This window comes from Pontivivens marinum (genome assembly GCF_900231835.1).
In the GTDB taxonomy this organism is placed as follows: domain Bacteria; phylum Pseudomonadota; class Alphaproteobacteria; order Rhodobacterales; family Rhodobacteraceae; genus Pontivivens; species Pontivivens marinum.
This window is the reverse complement of the sequence record NZ_OCTN01000004.1, coordinates 238,561-255,288: the sequence shown is the minus strand read 5'-3', so window position 1 is coordinate 255,288 and position 16,728 is coordinate 238,561. Positions and strand designations below refer to the sequence as shown.

Sequence of the window (16,728 nt, the reverse complement as noted above, 5' to 3'; positions counted from 1 at the left end):
CTATCTTGCCCGATCCAATAGTCGTGCTTGCGGTGACTGACGCGCGAAAGCTGCCAGCGCGTCGATGTCCATCGGCTTTGAGAACAGCCATCCCTGCAATACGCCACATCCCATTTCCCGCAAGATGCGAGCTTGCTCCAGTGTTTCCACGCCCTCAGCAACGATATCGACATTCAGGGCGCGCCCGATTTCAATCATTGCAGCAATCACCCGCCGCGAATGGTCAGATCCAGTTAGTGCAGCCGTAAATTGCCGATCAATCTTCATTCGATCTGGATTCAAACGCAGCAAACTAACGATTGAGGCGTATCCCGTTCCGAAGTCGTCGATCTCAATCCCGATACCCAAGTCCCGAATTCGGTCGATTTGCCACTGCCATGTCGCATCGGTTTCATCAAATAGCACCGTCTCCACCAGTTCGAAGCTAAGACTACCCGGTGTGATTTTCAGTTCACGTAGTTCCTCAATCAGCTCCGAACCGGCGAGGCGTTGCGCGGAAACGTTGACTGATAGGCATGGAATCTCAATGCCCTCCTCTCGCAACTGCTCCATATCGGCGCAGGCGGTTTGCAGGATCATCTTGTCGATGGCCCCCATTCGATCATCCCGTTCTGCCACGGCAGCAAACCGGCCGGGCGCGAGCAGGCCATCCTCTGGATGATGCCAACGGGCCAATGCCTCAACCCCGCATAATTCGAAGGTATCCGCGCGAACCTGCACCTCGTAGACGGGGCGAAACTCGGATCGTTCCAGACCGCGGATCATATCCTCGGACAGGCGGTTTTCCAGCTTCATTTCAGCATCCATGGAGCGTGAAAAAATCTCAACCCGCCCCCTGCCGCCGGTTTTTGCGCGGTACAACGCAACATCAGCGTTTAAGAGTAATTGCCGCGGCTCAACCGTGCCGAATTCGGGCAAGGCAACGCCAATGGATGCGCCGGTGCGGCATTCGACGCCCTTACACCGGATCGGCTGTGAGAGGCGTTCAACCAATCGTTCTGCCAGAGCCAAAACACGGGATGCGTCACCAGAATACCTGCAAAGGATAGCAAATTCATCGCCGCCGACCCGCGCCACGAAATCACCCAAGCGGGATTCCTGCACCATGGTTTTGGCGACGTGGCGCAACACATAGTCACCGGTAAAATGACCGAATGTGTCGTTGATTTGCTTAAACCGATCCAGATCGATGTGCAGCACTGCCAGATGCTCACCGTCGGCAGCTGCTTCCTCCAGACGACGCTCTAGATAGCGACGATTGGCCAGCCCGGTATGGGCGTCATGCAGGCTGACATATTCGATTTTCTCATTCGCTTCGGCCAAGAGTAAGGCGCGTTGCTCTGCCTCACGCTTTAGCAGGCCCAGATCGCGGATCGCGCCCTGCTGTTGGTCGCGATAGGATGTGATGTCGAAGACCAGCCCGGCGATACCCCGCGATCCGTCAGGCAGGGTAATCACCGCTTTCTCTACCAACCAAAGCCGCCCATCAGGGGTTGAGCGTTGGGCAATTGTGCGGCCGGATTGCAGGCAATGGTGATCCTCCTCCGCGAAAACTTGGGCATCTGATGCGCAAAATAGCGAATCACAGGACTGACCGGCAATGGGCACATCCGGAAACAGCTGTTGAAATGCGGCATTTGCATACAGGTACATCTGTTGCGGCGTTTTGATAAACACCGGTGAATTCATCGTCTCAATAAATTCACCAAGGATTTCGAGCGCGATGGGGTCTTCCACTCTCTCAAGTACCTGCATTCAACCTCCCACAACTCACATCGGACACCATCAATGCAAAGTCTTAGCAGAAGGTTTACGTTCAGAATTTTTCGGTGGTTACGCTTGAACTGCGAAAGCCCCTCCCCAAGTATGTTAATGTGAATAACATTTACATCAGAGAGGACCACCGATGACAACCGCCACAGCCTACCTTCAAAACGCCGAAAGCTGGCTCGACGAGCGCGGCAAGGGCGCATGGATCGCCGCAATGGTGCTCGGCTTTATCTTTTTCTGGCCAGTCGGTTTGGCCCTTTTGTTTTATATGATCTGGAGTAAACGCATGTCTTCTTCGAAATCCTGTTCGTCCTGGCGCAATCGTGCCCGTACGGCCCGCAACACCAACAGTTCGGGCAACTCCGCCTTTGATGCATATCGCGATGAAACCATTCGCCGCCTTGAAGAAGAGCAAGATGCATTCCACTCTTTCATGGAGCGCCTGCGCAATGCCCGTGATAAATCGGAATTCGATCAGTTCATGAGTGACCGCCGCAATCGTCCTGATATGACGGAAACAACTGATGGCGATACGCCGCAGCAAAACGGCTACTAAACTCTTGGGCTCGGGCCGCTAAACAGGCCCGACCCAAACAACCCTATTTCCCCTAACGGAGCGGATGATGACACAGACCCGAGCCTACAATCCCAACTATCGCCGCTCCCCCACGGGGCTGCCTGATCCACAAACCGAGCCACAATTTTATGACGGTGTCGCCGGTAAGCGCCTGATGGCGTGGATTTTCGATATCGTTCTGATTACCGCATTATGGTTTGTTTTCGGTATATTGACGCTTGGCCTAGGATGGCTGCTGCTACCATTCTGGGCGGTCATCAGCTTTATCTATCGCACTCTGACCATTAGCGGGCGTTCTGCGACATGGGGTATGCGGATGATGGGGATCGAGTTTCGCGACGGCTTTGGACAACGGTTCGGCATGGGGCAAGCCTTGGTCCATACCGGTCTGTACACCGTATCGCTGATGTTCGTTGCGACGCAGTTAATCAGCGTTGTTTTGATGGCTGGAACCGCTCGTGGACAGGCGCTGCACGACATTCCGCTGGGCTCCACCGCGATTAATTCACCTAGCAATTGAGCCGTTGAAGTGGGTCGGGTGCGTTGACACGGTCGCGCATCCGACCCACTCTTGGTATCCGCCTTGTTTAGGGCCGTGATAATACGGATCAGAATGCGCCACCTTACCCCTCATATGCCTCAGTTCTACGTGACTGCCCCCCAGCCCTGCCCCTATTTGGACGGACGGGTTGAGCGCAAGCTGTTCACCGCATTACAGGGCGATGACAGCCAGCGCCTGAACGATGCGCTGTCGGCACAGGGGTTTAGACGCTCTCAAAACGTGTTGTACCGGCCATCCTGCGCGGATTGCTCGGCCTGTATGTCGGCCCGCATCCGTGTTGCAGATTTTGAGCCGACGCGCAGCCAGCGTAGGATCACCCGCAAAAACCGTGATCTGGTGCGGGCAGGAACGTCCCCATGGGCGACCGAGGATCAGTACATGCTATTCCGCCGCTATCTGGACCACCGCCACGCGGATGGCGGAATGGCGGATATGGACATGTTTGAATTCGCCGCAATGATCGAGGAAACCCCCGTTCGTAGCCGAGTCATCGAATATCATGATGCGCAACAGCACCTGACCGCGACCTGCCTGACAGATGTGCTGAATGATGGCGTGTCGATGGTCTATTCCTTTTTCGAGCCCGATGCCGCATCCCGCTCGCTGGGCACATACCTGATCCTCGACCATATCGAGATCGCACGTGAGGCGGGCCTGCCCTATGTATATCTAGGCTACTGGGTGCCCGGTTCGCAGAAAATGGCGTATAAGGCACGCTTTCGCCCGCTGGAGATTTACAGCGCGGGCAACTGGCAGGAACTGCACGATCCGCAGCAGATGGAAACCGCCCATCATCCCCTGCGCCATGATCCCATTCAGGATCAGGTCGCCGCGATCCAATTGCCGGATAGCGCCACCTAGGACCCAAATAGCAGACATGAAAAAGCCCGCCCGACGTGACAATCGGGCGGGCTTTTCTGTTTCAGCGGTTTAGTTGGACAGCAGGTCCGGCACGATGGTCACGATGGATGGGAACATCCACAGCAAGCCCAGACCAACCACCTGGATCAACACGAACGGGATAACGCCGCGATAGATGTGGCCTGTCGTAACGCTCGCCGGTGCCACACCGCGCAGATAGAACAGCGCGAAGCCGAAGGGAGGCGTCAGGAACGAGGTCTGCAAGTTCACCGCGATCATGATCGTAACCCATTTCGGATCAAGCGTTCCGCCATAGATCACCGGCCCAACAATCGGGATCACGATGTAGATGATCTCAAGGAAATCCAGAACAAAGCCGAGGATGAACAGCACCAGCATCACCATCAAGAATACCTTGAACTCACTATCGAAGCTCTTGAGGAAATCCTGAATGTAGTGCTCACCACCGAAGGAGATCAGCACGAGGTTCAGCAGCTGCGAGCCAATCAGGATCGCGAACACCATCGATGTTACCTTGGCCGTTTCGCGCACTACCGGTGTCAAAACGCCCTTGGACCACAGGATCCAGCAGCAATAGACCAATGTCAGCATGGACACCGAATAGCAGATCAGCGCGATGACAAAGGCGATGTAGTTCTCAACCGAAACCTGCTCGATCGAAATGCGCAGATCGAAAGTCGTGCCAAGGACCAGCATCAGAATAATCGACAGCGTACCCCAGATAATCGGAGCGGGCGAACGATCAGGATCTTCCTCCAGCTTACGATAGGCGGCCAACAGCAATGCACCAGCAGCACCCAGCGCAGCGGCCGGTGTCGGATTGGTAATCCCGCCGAGGATCGATCCCAGAACGGCCACGATCAGAACCAGCGGCGGGAATACCACGCGCAGCAGATCGTTTTGTCCTAGACGGCCAGCCGCCTCACGGATCGAATACAGCAGCGCCGCAAACGGGATCGCAAGGATCAGGAAGGCCGTGCCCGGCGTCGTCAGCGGGCCGATAAAGGCCGCATCCAGCACGATACCAACACCAATCGCCCCTGCCCCGATCAGGATTGGCAGCATTGGCAAGCGCGGAGCAACACCCACGGACATGGCCAGCGCAATACCGGCAAGCACCCAAACCAGCATCAGTGTGGAGGACAACAGAGGAGCGTTTGCAAGCGCCTGTGCCTCAGCCTCAGCCAATGCCTCAGGCGACAACTCGCGCTGCTCCTGCGTCAGCGTACCGCCATTGGCATCAATATCAGCCTGTTGCAGAACCGCGCGGTCCCATTTTTCCTGACCGTGACGCTCAATCATCGAGGCTTGGCACTCGGCAGAAACATTGGTCCGCAGTTCTGCCTGCGCGCCCAGATCAGCAATCGAGGAGACGCTGACATTTTGCGAGCCGGACAGGCCAGCCGTGCTCAAACCGATAGCGAACAGGATGATTGCAACAGGTGCACCAACGAACCAAGTGACGTTGTGATAACGGCCAACAATCTGCACATCGCCCTGCGATCCAGCAACGGGTGGTGCCTTTTCAGGATAAACCATCGCGAAACCGAACGCGTAGGCGCCATATAGGAAGGCGAGGAAGATACCGGGCAGCAGAGCCGCCTGGAACAGCGTACCAACGGACAGAACCGCAGGTTCACCCAGATAGGTCAGCGCATCGGGGCACATATTGGCCTGCGCGAATTCCTCCTGCGCGGTGGAATACAAATCACCGGCCAGTGTCCCGAGCAGAACAATCACAATGGATGGCGGGATGATCTGGCCTAGAGTACCGGACGCCGCGATAACACCTGTCGAAAGCTCGGGCGAATAGCCATTGCGCAACATTGTCGGCAGCGCCAGCAGGCCCATCGTCACAACCGTGGCACCAACGATACCGGTCGATGCGGCAAGGAACGCGCCCACGACAACAATCGAAACAGCCAAACCACCGGGAAGCGGTCCAAAAACCCGCGCCATCGTGGTCAGCAAGTCATTCGCAATGCGCGAGCGTTCCAGCGTGATGCCCATCAGAACGAACATCGCTACAGCTAGCAATGTCTCAATCGACGGTCCGGCAAAGACACGTTCGTTCATACGGTTGGTAATCAGCGCGATGTTGCGATCAAAGGCCCGCTGCCATCCATCAGGAAACAGTTCCTGCGTATAGGTGGGCAAATCCGGATATCGGAACAGCGAGATCGTATCCCGCGCCACCCCATCTGCGACCAGTTGCGCATATTCAGCGGAGCGGTCATCGACCGCCTGATGAAGCAGAATACCAGCATCGGATAGCGCCGCCAGAATACCGAATGCGATAATACCCGCACCACCGATGGAAAACGCCACCGGATAGCCAGACATAATCGCCCCGAACAGGCAGGCGAAGGTGATAATCAGGCCGATTTCGACCCCGTCCAGACCGAACAACATGTGATCTGTGCCCCTTGGTTTTTATGGCTTTAGTGGATTTCGGCGGCAGCTTCGGCGATATCGTCGCCGAGCTGGTCTTTATCGATGAATTTGCCGTCGCTCTCTGGCCCCTCGATGCATTCCAGCAGTGAGCGGTAGAAGCTGCCCCACGCCATTATGAACATCGTTGCGGCAAAGCTGAGGATCAGCATTTTGAACATCCAGTACTGATCGAAACCATTCGGGCTGAACCCGATCGTCTCAATATTCCAGCGCACGGCGCGCGCCTTTAGCAGCAGGCGGTCCAATGTATCGGTCACGGCAACAGGCGGCGTAATCATGTTGCGCCACATGAAGAACCACGAGAACAGCCAAACGATAACCGTCAGCGGCAGCATGAAGAATACGGCACCGATCATATCGACGATCTTTTTCGTGCGATATTTCGCGCCGGCATAGAACAGATCAACCCGCACATGCCCGCCCTGAACGAAGGTGTAGCCAACGCAAAGCGCGACAATCATAGCGTTGTACAGCTTCAGCTCTTCGGACCACCACGAAACATCACGGGTAAAGACGACATCGGCGAAACCGAAGCTGATCGCGCTCTCACGGAAAATCCGCTGTAGGAAAACGATCATAACCTGTTGCAGAACCATGAACAAACCGGCCCATGCAAACATCCGGCCTAGACCGTTCTGGAACCATTCGATACCGCGAACGACCGACCATAGCAGCGGGCGATAGAACAGCCCGACGACCAGCAGGATCATCAGGACAGAAAGCAGCGCGAAAAACAGTTGAACCGATGCACCATAATAGATGAACCGCATCAGGCTCGCCTTGTCCTCGCCCCAGTTTGCCCACGAACCCGTATCGGCCAAAGCGGTGAAGATACCGGAAAAGCCGGTCCATAGGTTTCCAAAAAACCAGCCCAACGCGTCCAGCATTGCAACCACCCGTCAAAAATCAGTGAGAATATGGGTCGGCAGAACCGCACCCTGTCCGAAGATCGGCATGCGGGGCACCCGTGGGCGCCCCGCTGCAAAATCAAATCGAACCGATTAGCCCAGTACGCGGTCGCGCTGTGCTGTGTAGACGCCCGACGAACGTGCGATCCAGTTGGACGATTTCGCCATGGAATCCATCGCGGAGTTGTGGATCTTCGCATAGAGCTCATCGCCCATGTTCTCTTCCAGAACTTCCTGCGAAGCGACGCCGAACGCATCCCAAACCGAGTCAGGGAATTCACGAACGGTCACGCCAGCGGATTGCAGACGGTCAAGCGCAGCACCATTTTCAGCCATGAACTGTGCCAGGTTGATGGAGTGCGAAGCCGCGGAAACGTTCTCGATAACTGCCTGATGCGCAGCGGAGAGCGAGTTCCAGACGTCGAGGTTGGTCGCCAGCGACAGACCAGCGCCCGGCTCGTGGAAGCCCGAAGCGTAGTAAGTCTTGGTGATTTCCTGGAAACCGGCCTTCTCGTCAGCCCATGGGCCAATCCACTCGGTTCCGTCGATCGCGCCGGATGCCAGTGCCTGATACACTTCTGCGCCCGGAATGTTCTGAACGGATGCGCCAAGACGACCCAGCGCCTGACCACCAAGGCCCGGCATACGGAACTTGAGACCGTTAAAGTCCTCAGGACCAGTAATCTCGTTCGCGAACCAACCGCCAGCCTGTGCGCCGGTGTTGCCTGCGAGGAAGGATTTGATGTTGAAGATTTCGCCCAGCTCGTGGTGCAGCTCCTGTCCGCCCATCCAGTAGTACCAGTTGGTCAGTTCCTGAGCGGTCATGCCGAATGGTACAGCTGTGAAGTAAGCGAATGCAGGGTGCTGACCTACGAAGTAATAGTCAGCGCCGTGATACATGTCAGCCTGACCCGAGGAAACTGCATCGAATACTTCGAACGCACCAACCAGTTCGCCAGCAGCCTTGAGGTCGATCGTCAGCGCACCATCGGTCATGGCGGTGATCTGATCGGCACAACGCTGTGCGCTGTCATGTACACCTGCGAGGCCACGGCCCCATGTGGTGACAAGGGTCAGCGTGCGACGGCCCTGTGCGTATGCAGGTGCGGCGAGTGTTGCAGCAGCGGCAGCAGTACCACCGAGTGCGGAATTCTTTAGAAAAGAGCGACGATCCATAATGACCTCCCAATAACGCCCGTCCTTTGGTGGACGGGTCATGAACGCCCAAACCTTAGCCGCGAGGATGCCAGTGGGGAATACCCAGAAGCCCGTAGTATTGAATTTTTTAGATTCTCGCCTAAATGACGCGCTTGCGAATTGAACACGCCAGATGGCTCACGCTGCCACAGCCAGCAAACTTGAGTCCCCGCGCGATAGGCGCTACCCCGTCTGAATTCAGGCTGTTCCGCCCCTCGCGCACATTTAGAGGACGCTAATGTTTGCAAAGCTAAAGCGCCTGCGCTGGTGGCCCAGCTATGGTCAGAAGATCTTCCTTCTGGCGACGGTGCCGCTTGTCCTTGCGGTTGCGTGCATTGCATCCTTGGTCGCCTATCAGTCCCGCCAATTGGCCGAGGATGAGATTGCGTTTCTGGAGGATACCCTGCTGGAGACAAAGGAAGCCGAGCTGCGCAACTATATGGCATTGGCGCGCAACGCGATTTACCACATTTACGGCCCCGCCGGTCCCGATGATGAGGCGGCAAAAACTCGCGCTGCGCAAATACTTGCGGCGATGACTTACGGTAATGACGGGTTCTTTTTTGTCTACGAATATGACGGCACGAATATCGTCAGTTCCAAACAGACCGAATTAATCAACCGCAACCTTATCGAGTTGCGCGACAGCTCCGGCACGTTGGTCGTGGAGCCCCTGATTACACTGGCGCGGCAGGGTGGCGGCTATCACGAATATATCTGGCCCAAACCCTCCACCGGTGAGGAAAGCCCGATTGTCAGCTACGTTATCGGCTTGCAGGATTGGCAATGGGCGATCGGCACCGGCATCTTTATCGACGATGTGCGTGCTCAAGTCGCCATGACCCGCGCCGAGATGGAAAGCCGCATCCGGCACACCTTTATATGGATCGCTGCGATTACGCTGATCGTGCTTCTGGGCGTCTTTGCCTCGGGCATGTTGATTAACCTGCGTGAGAGGCGCTTGGCAGATTCAAAACTGGCCATCCTGACCCAACGCATCGTTCATACACAGGAGGAGGAGCGCGGCCGCGTTGCGCGTGAGCTGCACGACTCTATCTCGCAGGTACTGGTCAGCATCCGCTACGGGCTGGAACTGGCCCGCCGTAAGATCACCACCGGCGCGCCGGATGTTGAGGCAACGCTGGATAAATCGACCGAGCGTCTGAATCTGGCGATCAAGGAGGTCCGCCGCATCAGCCGCGATTTGCGCCCCGGTGCGCTGGACGATCTGGGCCTGTCCCCTGCCCTGAAATCATTGGCCGAGGAATTTCAGGAACGGACCGGTATTATCACCCGGCTTGATACTGTGGCGCTGCGCAACTCGCTGACCTCAGATGGCAAAACGGCGCTGTTCCGTATCGCGCAGGAGGCACTGACCAATATTGAGCGTCACTCCAACGCGACTGAGGTTGTGATCCATATCAAACCCCACCGGCGCGGTGCCGCCATGACAATTACCGATAATGGTGGTGGGTTTAATGTATCCCGCCGCAATGGCGCGGGAATTGGCCTGCGAAATATGGCTGAGCGGATGGAGCATCTGGGCGGTACATTCAAAATCACCGCCTCGCATCACGGCACGCGCATCGATGCAAACGTGCCTGCCAGCCACCTCGCCTCTGGCGCGCCCGTAGAGCATAGAAAGCTAACATGACCCCAATTCGCGTGATCCTGGCCGATGACCACCCCCTCGTGACGGAGGGGGTTCGGGCCGTTCTGGAAACCTTTGAACAGATCGAGGTTATCGCCTCCGTCACCAATGGCCGTGATGCGGTGGACACTATCGCGCGGATGAACCCTGACGTGACGCTGATGGATCTGAACATGCCCGGCATGAACGGGCTGACCGCGACGGAACTGGTGCTGGAGCGTGATCCCAATGCCCGCATCATCATCCTGTCGATGCATGACAATCCCGAATATATCTCAACCGCGCTGCGCCATGGCGCGAAGGGATACTTGCTCAAGGACGTACCGACCGAGGAAATCGTCACCGCAATTGAGCAGGTACACGCAGGCGACACCTATCTGTGCACCGGAACCGAGGGCGCGTTGCAGCCCACACCTGATGGCGATCGTGAGCCGCTGACCAGCCGCGAGCAGATGGTACTGCTGCGCCTTGCCCGCGGTGCCTCGAACAAGGAGGTCGCGCGGGATCTGGATATTTCGGTGCGCACCGTCGAAACCCACCGCAAAAATATCAAACGCAAACTGGCCATAGATACGACAGCAGGGCTGACACGATACGTCCTCGAAAGCGGATTGTTGGGGCTGAAGGACTGACGTGGTTCGTGATGCTGCGCGAAAAACGCAAAGCGCGACATTTAATTTCGAAAAATAGCCATTTCTGGTTACTTTATCCGAAATAGACGGTTGACCCCACCTCGCAAGAGGGTAAAACGGGTTCCAGCAGAGGATAAAGCCATGAACACCATCGTCGTACTTATTGGAAAGCGCGCCTGACGCGGGGACATACCCCACGGCAGCAGGCGCGCATGACCCCCACCTCGGGGGTTTTTTTATGCCCGATGTTAAGCCAGAACCGATGCACCGTAGAAGTAGAAACAGGGCGTAGTGCCCAGCAGTAAGAGAGACAGACCCATGACCCGTATGTCTGGAGCAGAGATCGTCGTCAAAGCCCTGAAGGACCAGGGCGTCGATACCGTATTTGGCTATCCAGGCGGCGCGGTCCTACCGATTTATGACGCTATCTTTCAGCAGAACGACATCCGTCACATTCTGGTTCGCCACGAACAGGCCGCAACCCACGCGGCGGAGGGGTATGCCCGCTCCACCGGTAAGCCCGGCATTGTTCTGGTAACCTCTGGCCCGGGTGCAACAAATGCCGTTACCGGCCTAACGGATGCGCTGCTCGACTCGATCCCGCTGGTTGTTCTGTCCGGTCAGGTTCCGACATTCATGATCGGCAACGATGCCTTTCAGGAGGCGGACACCGTCGGCATCACTCGCCCCTGCACCAAGCATAACTGGTTGGTTAAGGACACGGACAATCTGGCCAACACATTGCATCAGGCATTCCACGTTGCCACATCAGGTCGCCCCGGCCCCGTTCTGATCGACATCCCCAAGGATGTTCAGTTCGCTGATGGCACCTATGTGAAGCCGGAAAAGGCGAATAAGGGCCACTACGCCCCGCAGGTCAAAGGCGACGTTGACGCGATCACGCAGGCGGTTGAGTTGCTGGAAACGGCCAAGCGTCCGATCCTTTATACAGGCGGTGGTGTCATCAACTCCGGTACGGCGGCCAGCCAACTGCTGCGCGAGCTGGTTGGTGAAACTGGCTTCCCGATCACCTCTACCCTGATGGGTCTGGGTGCCTATCCTGCCTCGGGCGAGGCATGGCTGGGCATGTTGGGTATGCACGGCACCTATGAGGCCAATATGGCCATGCATGATTGCGATGCGATGATCTGCATCGGCGCCCGGTTTGATGATCGGATCACTGGCCGCACAGATGCGTTCAGCCCGAAGTCAAAGAAGGTTCACATCGATATCGATCCATCCTCGATCAACAAGATCATCCGCGTGGACGTTCCCATCGTTGGCGACATCGCGCACGTTCTTGAGGATATGCTGCGCATCTGGAAGGCACGCGGGCGCAAAACCCGCTCCGAGGAAGTTGCAAAGTGGTGGAAAAAGATCGACGGCTGGCGTGAAAAGCAGTGCCTGAGCTATGAACAGAAAGGCCCGATCATCAAGCCGCAATACGCTTTGCAGCGGCTGGAGGCTCTGACCAAGAAATACGACCGCTACATCACAACCGAGGTTGGTCAGCATCAGATGTGGGCCGCGCAATATCTGGGCTTCGAGGATCCGCACCGCTGGATGACCTCGGGCGGGTTGGGTACGATGGGCTACGGTTTCCCGTCCTCTATCGGCGTACAGATCGCGCATCCTGAAAGCCTCGTCATCAACGTGGCCGGTGAGGCATCATGGCTGATGAACATGCAGGAGCTGGGAACCGCAATGCAGTTCCGCGCACCGGTTAAGCAGTTCATCCTGAACAACGAACGTCTGGGCATGGTCCGCCAGTGGCAGGAATTGCTGCATGGTGAGCGTTATTCGTCGAGCTGGTCCGAGAGCCTGCCCGATTTCGTAAAGCTGGCTGAGGCATTCGGCGCAAAGGGCATCCAATGCTCGGACCCTGATGGTCTGGATGATGCAATCATGGAGATGATTGAACATGACGGCCCGGTGGTGTTCGATTGCCTGGTAGAAAAGCACGAAAACTGCTTCCCCATGATCCCGAGCGGCAAGGCGCATAACGAAATGCTGCTGGGCGATGCCTCGACCCAAGGCGCAATTCAGGCTGGCGGCGCGGTGATGGTGTGACCTGACGGTTGGGGGCAACTCCAACCTCTCACCCCATTTCGTATCGACTTATTAAGGAGCGACAACCATGTCCCCTCTAGACCTAAAAAAAGGCAGCTCGAAGAAAAGCGCCTATGACCTACGCACCCCGTTCTCTGATGTGAACGAGCGTCACACCCTCGCCGTTCTGGTGGATAACGTTGATGGCGTTCTGGCGCGCGTCATCGGATTATTCTCGGGCCGCGGCTATAACATCGACAGCCTGACCGTGGCGGAGGTTGACCACACCGGCCACCGTTCGCGCATCACTGTTGTCACCACAGGTACGCCGCAAGTCATCGTGCAGATCAAGCATCAGCTGGAGCGGATGGTCGTGGTGCATGAGGTTCACGACCTGACAGTCGAGGGCGCCAGCGTTGAGCGTGAATTGGCCCTGGTCAAGGTTCGCGGCACCGGCGATCTGCGGGTTGAGGCATTGCGCACAGCCGAGGTTTTCCGTGCCCGCGTCATGGACACCACGTTGCAAAGCTTCGTTTTCGAGCTAACCGGCGCACCGGAAAAAGTGGATGCTTTTGTTGAGTTGATGGTTCCGCTGGGGCTGGTCGAGGTTGCACGAACAGGCGTTGCCGCAATCGCTCGCGGCGCGGAATAAGCAATTTAAAGCCGGATCAACATTACGAGGAACAAATATGGGCCTAATCGTTTCAATCATCATCGGCGGTATCGCAGGATGGATTGCCGAGAAACTGATGAAGGCGGATCATGGCCTGATTACCAACATCCTTCTGGGAATTACTGGCGCGACTGTCTTTAATTTCCTGATCGGGATTGTTGGGTTCGACAGCCGAACCAGCTTCCTTGGCGGATTGCTGGCAGGCGTTGTCGGTGCCTGCCTGCTAATCTGGGCGTGGCGTATGCTGCGCGGTAAATCCTGACAAACGGGGGCGCTGATCTGCGCCCCCGACCAAAGCGGCCTTAGTTAGTGCACACAGTGTTCTGCGTTTCGCGCAGGACTATATTAAAGGGCGATCCATCCTCGCCGCGATGCCATGCCGAGGTTCCCATCTGGCTGGAACCAACCGGACGATACCCATTTGGACAGGTGGCCATCGCCATATTCCGCATTTCCTCGCGTCGTGCGCTGCGTAGACTGGCTGAATCGCGACGTTCTTCGACTGCGAGTCCACTCGCCAAGCGGCTCTTGCCAAACACTTCATATACGGGCGCGCCATTTTGGCTTCCGACCTGCCGTGCAACATCGGTGCAACCGGACAGCAAAATGAGGATCGCGAATATTGGAGTAGAAAGACGTTTCACAAGCATATGTCCTGACGATTAAAATTCAAGCCCGACTGTAGATGGTCGCGCACGTCAGGAACCTATCACTCCTCACTTAACAGAACATTCGACTCCACATCACCAACACCCGGCAAAGTCATAATACGCCGCCGCAAAATCCGCTCGAAATCGCTGAGGTCCTGCGCAACGACACGCAAACGGTAGTCATGCACGCCGATGACCTGCTGCACCAACTGCACCTCGGGCACGGCGATAACAGCCTTTTCGAAATCAGCCATCGCCCCCCTGCCCCGCACCGCCAGTTTTACCCCTAGAAAGACGGTGACGCCGTAGCCCAGCTTGGCTGCATCCACGATCAGGGCGCGTCCGGTGATGATGCCGTCCGCCTCAAGCCGCCGAATCCGACGATAAGCCGCGGGCTGGCTGAGGCCAACGCTGTCGCCCACTTGCTTTGCATTCAGGCTGCCATCAGCGCGCAGCGCATCCAGAATGGCGTGATCGGTCGCGTCCAACTCAGTCATACCGGCACCGCCTCGGAGTTTTTCAGCTCTGCCACCAGCATGAGTGATTCCACGTCTAGGATATGGGGCAATGCCATGATCCGGTCCCGATAGATCTGCTGATAATGCGCCAGATCGCGCGCGGCGACATCCATGCGAATATCCACCCGTCCCAGCAAGGTTTGCATCGCCGTAACCTCGGGGATTTTCCGCGCCTCGGTGATAAAGGCGTCAAAGGCGTTTCGGGCGGTTTTATCGAGGGTAATGCGGAGAAAAACCTGCACCTCCCAACCCAGTTTGCGCTGATCGATCAGGACACGCCGCCCCTTGATCACGCCGTCCCGTTCCATTTTCGAAATCCGGCGCCAGCACGGCGCATGGCTAAGCCCCGCACGTTCCGCTATCACCGCCACCGATGCGGTGGGGTCTGCCTGCATTTGGCGTAAAATGCGCCTGTCTGTATCGTCGAGCATGAATTTTGTCCTTCACGCCGCTTTGACGCATAGATATACGCCAATTACCGATATTTCGACACAGAAAGAAATATCTATCGGCGATTTTTGCGTAAATTACCCCTCAATCGGGGAATAAAACAAAGGATACACCCATGCGCGTTTATTATGATCGTGATTGCGACATCAACCTCATCAAGGACAAAAAGGTCGCGATTCTGGGCTATGGCTCGCAGGGCCACGCACACGCACTGAACCTGCGCGACAGCGGCGCGAAAAACCTCGTCGTTGCACTGCGTGAGGGTTCCGCCTCCGCTGCCAAGGCTGAGGGCGAAGGCCTGACCGTTATGGGCATCGCAGAGGCAGCAGCATGGTGCGATGTCATCATGTTCACCATGCCCGACGAATTGCAGGCTGAGACATACAAGAAATACGTCCACGACAACCTGAAGGAAGGCTCCGCAATTGCCTTCGCTCACGGTCTGAACGTGCATTTCGGCCTGATCGAGCCGAAGCCCGGCGTTGACGTCATCATGATGGCGCCAAAGGGCCCAGGTCACACCGTTCGCGGCGAATACACAAAGGGCGGCGGCGTTCCCTGCCTCGTTGCTGTTGAGCAGGATGCATCCGGCAAGGCGCTGGAAATCGGCCTGTCCTACTGTGCAGCGATCGGTGGCGGCCGCTCCGGCATCATCGAGACGAACTTCCGTGAAGAGTGCGAAACCGATCTGTTCGGTGAGCAGGCAGTTCTGTGCGGTGGTATCGTTGAACTGATCCGCATGGGCTTCGAGACGCTGGTCGAGGCTGGCTACGCACCTGAAATGGCGTATTTCGAGTGTCTGCACGAAGTGAAGCTGATCGTAGACCTGATCTACGAGGGCGGCATCGCAAACATGAACTACTCCATCTCGAACACTGCCGAGTATGGCGAGTACGTTTCCGGCCCACGCATCCTGCCTTACGATGAGACAAAGGCACGGATGAAGGCAGTTCTGCGCGACATCCAGACCGGTGCATTCGTGCGTGACTTCATGCAGGAAAACCAGGCTGGCCAGCCGTTCTTCAAGGGCACACGCCGCCTGAACGACGAGCACCAGATCGAGCAGGTTGGTGGCAAACTGCGCGAAATGATGCCTTGGATCTCGGCTGGCAAGATGGTCGATAAGGCTAAAAACTAATCCTAGCCCCATCTAAGCCTAAAGGAAGCGGCCCCCATGCGGGGCCGTTTTCACATCCACCATTTGAATGTTCCTGCCCTACGGCGCAACCAACCACCGATGCTGAAATTATCCCGACGGATCAACAGGATCAGCGCGATCATTGCAGCAAGCACCGCCAGATCGATGACTTGATTGCGGTGGATCGGAAACCCCCGTTCGTTCAGCGCAAAGGGATCCAGAAATCCGTCCAGCCGCCGCGTCACTGTAAAGAAGTGCATCACCAGCAGCGCGCCATAGCTGAACAAACGCATGATCCCGAACAGCGCCAACAGACATATCGCGATCTGCGCACCGGCTAGGGCATAGGTTTGTGCATTGTCCAGCGACACCCCGTCATAGTGCTGCGCCAATCCCTGATATTGCGCAGGCGTGATGATCTTATGCGCGGCCCACAGAAAGATGAACCAGACGAGGCCCAATCGCAGCACCAGCAGCGCGACCCCGTCCAGTCGATCCTGCGTACTCAATGGCGTCATATCGCCCTCCTGATCTGTTTGATCCGGCCATAGCACAGCGCAAACACGCAACCGCGTCACAAGTTCGTTTCCTAAATAGAGACTTCTCGTGATCGGCGT

16 protein-coding genes are annotated in these 16,728 nt (G+C 56.7%); 9 read left to right on the top strand and 7 right to left on the bottom strand.

Annotated elements, in window-relative coordinates:
* Positions 1 to 1,755, bottom strand: a complete 1,755-nt coding sequence (locus tag CR254_RS11910; protein ID WP_097930228.1) for a sensor domain-containing protein — start codon at positions 1,753 to 1,755, stop codon at positions 1 to 3.
* Positions 1,756 to 1,906: 151 nt separating this feature from the next.
* Here CR254_RS11910 and CR254_RS11905 point away from each other — a divergent pair, with 151 nt between their 5' ends.
* The 3 genes from CR254_RS11905 (at position 1,907) to CR254_RS11895 (ending at position 3,770) form a co-directional block, all read left to right on the top strand.
* Positions 1,907 to 2,326 (top strand): DUF2852 domain-containing protein, encoded by a 420-nt coding sequence (locus tag CR254_RS11905; RefSeq protein ID WP_097930226.1) that lies wholly within the window; start codon positions 1,907 to 1,909, stop codon positions 2,324 to 2,326.
* Positions 2,327 to 2,393: 67 nt separating this feature from the next.
* Positions 2,394 to 2,867, top strand: coding sequence for an RDD family protein (locus CR254_RS11900; protein WP_097930224.1), 474 nt, complete (start codon positions 2,394 to 2,396; stop codon positions 2,865 to 2,867).
* Between the two features lie 93 nt (positions 2,868 to 2,960).
* Positions 2,961 to 3,770 carry an arginyltransferase gene (locus CR254_RS11895; RefSeq protein ID WP_097930222.1) on the top strand — a complete coding sequence of 270 codons (810 nt, stop codon included), beginning with the start codon at positions 2,961 to 2,963 and terminating at the stop codon, positions 3,768 to 3,770.
* Between the two features lie 69 nt (positions 3,771 to 3,839).
* On the opposite strand, the gene CR254_RS11890 is transcribed toward CR254_RS11895, so the two are convergent.
* The 3 genes from CR254_RS11890 to CR254_RS11880 all read right to left on the bottom strand — a co-directional run bounded on the left by CR254_RS11890 (position 3,840) and on the right by CR254_RS11880 (position 8,329).
* Positions 3,840 to 6,203 carry a TRAP transporter large permease gene (locus CR254_RS11890; RefSeq protein ID WP_097930220.1) on the bottom strand — a complete coding sequence of 788 codons (2,364 nt, stop codon included), beginning with the start codon at positions 6,201 to 6,203 and terminating at the stop codon, positions 3,840 to 3,842.
* A gap of 29 nt (positions 6,204 to 6,232) precedes the next feature.
* Positions 6,233 to 7,132 carry a TRAP transporter small permease subunit gene (locus CR254_RS11885; RefSeq protein ID WP_097930218.1) on the bottom strand — a complete coding sequence of 300 codons (900 nt, stop codon included), beginning with the start codon at positions 7,130 to 7,132 and terminating at the stop codon, positions 6,233 to 6,235.
* 114 nt (positions 7,133 to 7,246) lie between these two features.
* On the bottom strand, positions 7,247 to 8,329 hold the full coding sequence (locus tag CR254_RS11880; protein ID WP_097930216.1) for a TRAP transporter substrate-binding protein: 1,083 nt from the start codon (positions 8,327 to 8,329) through the stop codon (positions 7,247 to 7,249).
* Between the two features lie 259 nt (positions 8,330 to 8,588).
* Here CR254_RS11880 and CR254_RS11875 point away from each other — a divergent pair, with 259 nt between their 5' ends.
* The 5 genes from CR254_RS11875 to CR254_RS11855 all read left to right on the top strand — a co-directional run bounded on the left by CR254_RS11875 (position 8,589) and on the right by CR254_RS11855 (position 13,617).
* Positions 8,589 to 10,004: a cache domain-containing protein gene (locus CR254_RS11875; RefSeq protein ID WP_097930214.1), complete on the top strand. Its 1,416-nt coding sequence runs from the start codon at positions 8,589 to 8,591 to the stop codon at positions 10,002 to 10,004.
* Complete coding sequence (locus tag CR254_RS11870; protein WP_097930212.1) at positions 10,001 to 10,633, top strand: response regulator transcription factor; 633 nt, start codon at positions 10,001 to 10,003, stop codon at positions 10,631 to 10,633. The genes CR254_RS11875 and CR254_RS11870 overlap by 4 nt, the downstream gene beginning before the upstream one ends.
* 318 nt (positions 10,634 to 10,951) lie before the next feature.
* Positions 10,952 to 12,703 (top strand): acetolactate synthase 3 large subunit, encoded by a 1,752-nt coding sequence (locus tag CR254_RS11865; RefSeq protein WP_097930210.1) that lies wholly within the window; start codon positions 10,952 to 10,954, stop codon positions 12,701 to 12,703.
* A 67-nt stretch (positions 12,704 to 12,770) separates the two neighbouring features.
* Positions 12,771 to 13,334 (top strand): acetolactate synthase small subunit, encoded by a 564-nt coding sequence (gene ilvN, locus CR254_RS11860; RefSeq protein WP_097930208.1) that lies wholly within the window; start codon positions 12,771 to 12,773, stop codon positions 13,332 to 13,334.
* 37 nt (positions 13,335 to 13,371) lie between these two features.
* Positions 13,372 to 13,617, top strand: coding sequence for a GlsB/YeaQ/YmgE family stress response membrane protein (locus tag CR254_RS11855; RefSeq protein ID WP_097930206.1), 246 nt, complete (start codon positions 13,372 to 13,374; stop codon positions 13,615 to 13,617).
* 447 nt (positions 13,618 to 14,064) lie between these two features.
* On the opposite strand, the gene CR254_RS11850 is transcribed toward CR254_RS11855, so the two are convergent.
* Positions 14,065 to 14,502 carry an Lrp/AsnC family transcriptional regulator gene (locus tag CR254_RS11850; protein ID WP_097930204.1) on the bottom strand — a complete coding sequence of 146 codons (438 nt, stop codon included), beginning with the start codon at positions 14,500 to 14,502 and terminating at the stop codon, positions 14,065 to 14,067.
* Entirely contained in the window at positions 14,499 to 14,954 is a 456-nt protein-coding gene (locus CR254_RS11845; RefSeq protein WP_097930202.1) for an Lrp/AsnC family transcriptional regulator, read from the bottom strand. Before CR254_RS11845 ends, CR254_RS11850 begins: the two co-directional genes overlap by 4 nt.
* 134 nt (positions 14,955 to 15,088) lie before the next feature.
* On the opposite strand from CR254_RS11845, the gene ilvC reads away from it, so the two are divergent.
* Positions 15,089 to 16,111, top strand: a complete 1,023-nt coding sequence (ilvC, locus tag CR254_RS11840; RefSeq protein ID WP_097930201.1) for a ketol-acid reductoisomerase — start codon at positions 15,089 to 15,091, stop codon at positions 16,109 to 16,111.
* 50 nt (positions 16,112 to 16,161) lie between these two features.
* On the opposite strand, the gene CR254_RS11835 is transcribed toward ilvC, so the two are convergent.
* Positions 16,162 to 16,629, bottom strand: a complete 468-nt coding sequence (locus CR254_RS11835) for a hypothetical protein (protein WP_097930334.1) — start codon at positions 16,627 to 16,629, stop codon at positions 16,162 to 16,164.
* Between the last annotated feature and the right edge of the window lie 99 nt (positions 16,630 to 16,728).